The 4,228-nt window shown below is 42.1% G+C and carries 2 protein-coding genes; one reads left to right on the top strand and one right to left on the bottom strand.

Going from position 1 to position 4,228, the window contains the following annotated elements:
• Positions 1-537 precede the first annotated feature (537 nt).
• Positions 538-771 (bottom strand): hypothetical protein, encoded by a 234-nt coding sequence (locus tag AC1DWN_RS29045; RefSeq protein ID WP_477562359.1) that lies wholly within the window; start codon positions 769-771, stop codon positions 538-540.
• A 440-nt stretch (positions 772-1,211) separates the two neighbouring features.
• Here AC1DWN_RS29045 and AC1DWN_RS29040 point away from each other — a divergent pair.
• On the top strand, positions 1,212-4,228 hold a 3,017-nt coding region (locus AC1DWN_RS29040), incomplete at its 3' end, for a DUF7402 domain-containing protein (RefSeq protein WP_477562358.1).

The raw sequence follows: 4,228 nt of genomic DNA, 5'->3' as shown, positions 1-4,228 counted from the left end.
GACTTATGCCTATTACTGCCCCTCTTGATTTGGCTGCAAAGGTTCCCGTGGTACCGTAAAATGATGATTACAGTGTCTTGCCTTATTTTTGTGCTGGCATTTTATTGGTTGATTCAAAGATTGTAATTAGGCCAATAATTGTAGCTGGTGCAGTCCGGTCGAGGTGAGAGTCTATTCGTCTCGTAGCTAACAGGCAGCTCATACATTACCCGTGAACAGATGGTTTCGATGATCGTATGAGCTCTGAAAGTTAGCGGAAAAGAAGTTTAGACCAATTAGCAGGCGCTGCAGTATTCGCAATTCATTAATTAGTTCCAATGTAAAATAAGATCTAGTCTCGATAGTTTAAAGAGTAACTACTGGTTGGCGTCGCAACTAGCAGTTACTCTTCACTTTTAAAATATTGGCCTTGCTTCAGACCGTTGATAAATTGCTCTAACCATTCATTATACTTGAGCCCATGTCGGAGTTTATGCAAGTCTAGAAGAGCGGCCTGCCGTTCTTCGCACGGAGACTGTTCATCAAGGATGAGCTCTGTCAGTTCGGGAAGAACATGGTTAATGGCTCCTGTTTTTCCTCCAATTTCAAGACCAATTGGGACTCCATCAGTGATCGAACCTCATAGCTCATGTTGCTTTTACTCATATTCATGCACGTCTTCATCTCTTCAAGCGTTATTGGCCGATCTTCAAAAAACATAATCCCGTATAATTGTCCCGACGAATGAGTTGCGCCGTACAAATCCATCGATTCAGCAATGGCTTCAATCATATGTTACCTGATACGCAGTCGTTGCTCCATTTTCTGATTCTCTACATTTTGAGGTCAAAGCTTGCATCCCCAAAGATCGACATCCCCAAAGCGTTAGAGGTGTCGATCGATTTCGATATGCAATTGTTTTCTGTAGGGATGAGACAATTTTTTTTTGGGTGGTGCTTACGGATTGAGATGTCTGTTAATTATCGCAATAGACCTTGTAGGATCATGTCGTAACTTAGCCTGTTCGTCATTGTACGAATTGTCTCTGAGTAAATGACGTTAATCGGGGCACTAATGGCGATATATAAGAAAGCGTATCCACAGGTATCGTCGTGATCGTCGCATCCGGATCGGAATACGTCTTTTTGCAGCGGTTCGTTTTGTTTTTTACTTCATTTTACGAGCCTTTTGAACAGATTCTTAAAAAACTTAAAATATGGAGGTTTTCTGTAGTGAAAAGAATTTTATCCTTTACCCTCGTATTAACGATGATAATCGGTATGTTATCGAACACCGCAGTAAATGCAGAGAATAACGTAGTCGAAATCGACAATGCCAACCCCCTTATTGCATCGATGAAATTCGATAATAATTTAAAGGACGATGCAAATCAAGAGGATTTAAAAGGAAATGGAAATTATAGTTATGTAGACGGTGTATTACCCGGGACCAAAGCTCTTCACGTAGAAAGCGGAGACGGCAATTATGTCGGTACGACGCATAGCTTGAATTTTGGTAGTGACAGTTTTACCACATCCTTCTGGTATAAGGGCGACACTAAAAATGATCAGGTCATAGTATCCAACAAGGATTTTACTAAGAGCTCTAACGAAGGTTGGGCGATTTATACATCAGGCAATTCGGTCAATATGAATTTAGGATTCCCGGACAATTCTGTAAAATTTGGGCGCGACACGTTTAATGCTTCGACTTGGCGTCACGTGACATTTGTTGTAGACAGAGATAAAATGCTCGGGTCGTTGTATATTGATGGTTACGAAATGGCTGAAACTTCGCTGGGGCTCGGATCTTTGGATACATCGAACCCATTAAATATAGGCAGCGACGGATTGGGCAAAAATGGCGGTAATTCATTCGATATCGCTGATCTGAATGTTTGGAAAGGCGCATTAAGCAGTGATATGGTTCAAGCTAATTATAAGAGTTACGGTGTGAATAAAGTAGATATGAACGCACTTAATGACACAATATCAGAAGCAAATACAATAGTAGCAGGCGGTCTCGGTGACGGCTTCAGCGAAACCGATTTTGATTATTTGAAAAAGGTTTTGAATACGGCAGCTACGGTTGCAACAACGCAAAATGTAAAATTATATACACAGGAAACCATCAATTATTACAAACGTGAACTAAGCAACGCCATATTCATCTATGAAAAAAGCAATAAAACATTAACTCCCGCCGGTTTAAATGTACTTCTAGACAGCGACCCGGAAGTCGGTGATGATCCCGGAGTAATTGATGCTAGAGTAAAATTGTACACAAAAGAACTGAGTTTATTCCCACAGGCCGACGTAGTCTTTATTCCTGGCGACATTACCGGCCAAGATAATGATGTGGCTATGAAAGGTATGACAAAAATAGTAGATAAACTTAAAAGTGATGGTTTGTTAAACAATACGAAGTGGTACATGGTAAGAGGCAATCATGATGGGGCCGGTTCCCAAAATTTTATTCCTATCGGTTCGGCGGGCGCGTGGAACCCCACAACGAATTCATATGAAAACCATTTCTATAACAGTGCTTATAGGGTGAATGTAAAAGGATATAATTTTGTGGGTTTTGACGGAAATATTAACAGCAGCAATACGGTGGGAAAAGCCACCAATCTCCTCAACCAAATTAAAAATGAAGAGGATTACGATCCAACCAAACCCATATTTGTATCTTCTCACTTCCCTATAAGCGGAACCATTTGGGGATCGGGATGGAGCAGTGGGGCAAGTAATGCTATGGGTAACTTTCTTGCCAACAATAACTTCTCGCAGGTGGTATATATGTCAGGTCATACGCAATACGACCCGACCGACGAACGTTCTCACTTTCAAGGTTCGGCTACGTTTCTCGAAAGCGGTGCGAGTTCATATTCCAGTTATATTGATGGCGGTCCGTACGGTGGATATATAGAAGGCTCGTATATCAATTATCTTACCACACCTAAAATCGTAAATTTCATAGAGATTTACGGTTCAAAAATGATCATCAAACAGTATAATTTAGCTACAGATGAATATGTAGGGATACCTTCTGTAAAAATCGTTGGCGAAGGCAAAGATGCCTTTACCTATAGCAGGAAGGATACAAGAGAACTCATAGCTCCGCAGCTTGATGAGGGTTCTATTAAGGTCGATTACTTGGACTTCAATAACAACGGAGTTGGTTTTACATTAAAGCAAGCAACTGACAATGTGCGCGTTCTGGAATATAATATTCAGCTTATCAACAAGCTCACTGGGAAAGTGGACAAATCGTTTAACAGCCTTTCGATGCCGATGGAGAAACCATACCAGGTATACAAGAAATATCAGGTTACAGGTTTGTCGCCGAATACGCCATATAAAATCAGGGTATTCACCGACGATTCCATGTATAACCGTTCGTCGCAGGACATTGACATTTTAGCTCAGAATATTAATTTAAACAGCATCACTGCGCCTGCTGACGCAATAGATGTGGCATTCGGAGCGGCGAAGACAGCGGACGCCCTTGGATTACCAAAGACAGTATCCTTGGTTACCGATGATGCAATCAGGGTAGATGCCAACGTGACATGGAATGTAGATGCTTCAAACTATGATCCCAATGTAGCGACTCCACAGACCTTCAATGTAAATGGAACTGTAATTTTGCCAACTATAGTAACAAATCTCAATAACGTGCCTCTGACAACAAGCATTAGAGTATTTGTTAATAAGTTATCAGTGTCGACCGCTACAGCTAATGCTACCGCTTCATCATATCACAATGACAATTATCATCCCAGAAAAGTGATCGATGGTATCAAAAAGGGGGAACCGGGTGTTGGCGAATGGACTGGGGCCAGTGCAGATCAGGGTCGATGGATCCAGGTGAATTGGCCGACGAATCAAACGATCAACAGTATTACCTTCTATGATCGGGCAAACACAGGCGACTGGACGAAAGGCGGAACACTTACCTTCAGCGACGGAAGCACTGAGACGGTTTCAGGAATCCCGAATGACGGGAGCGGTTATTCTGTACATTTCCCTACCAGGAAGGTGACATGGGTCAAATTCCAGTTATCCGGTCAGGGAAATATGGGTTTGTCGGAAATGGAATTTTCGTGGATTGTTCCGGCTGGGGTACCTTTGAATCTCATGAGCATCAAAGCGCCTGCTGACATAACACAGGTGGCAATCGGAACGGCGAAGACAGCGGATGCCCTTGGATTGCCAAAGACAGTATCCTTGTATACCGATGCATACAG

It is taken from the genome of Paenibacillus sp. P4_A7, assembly GCF_056402455.1.
Note: the sequence above shows the minus strand (reverse complement) of the source record. Positions and strands in the feature narration are given on the sequence as shown.

Coding starts and splice junctions, on each gene's coding strand:
- AC1DWN_RS29045 (WP_477562359.1), bottom strand. CDS start 771: ATGATTGAAGCCATTGCTGAATCGATGGATTTGTACGGCGCAACTCAT.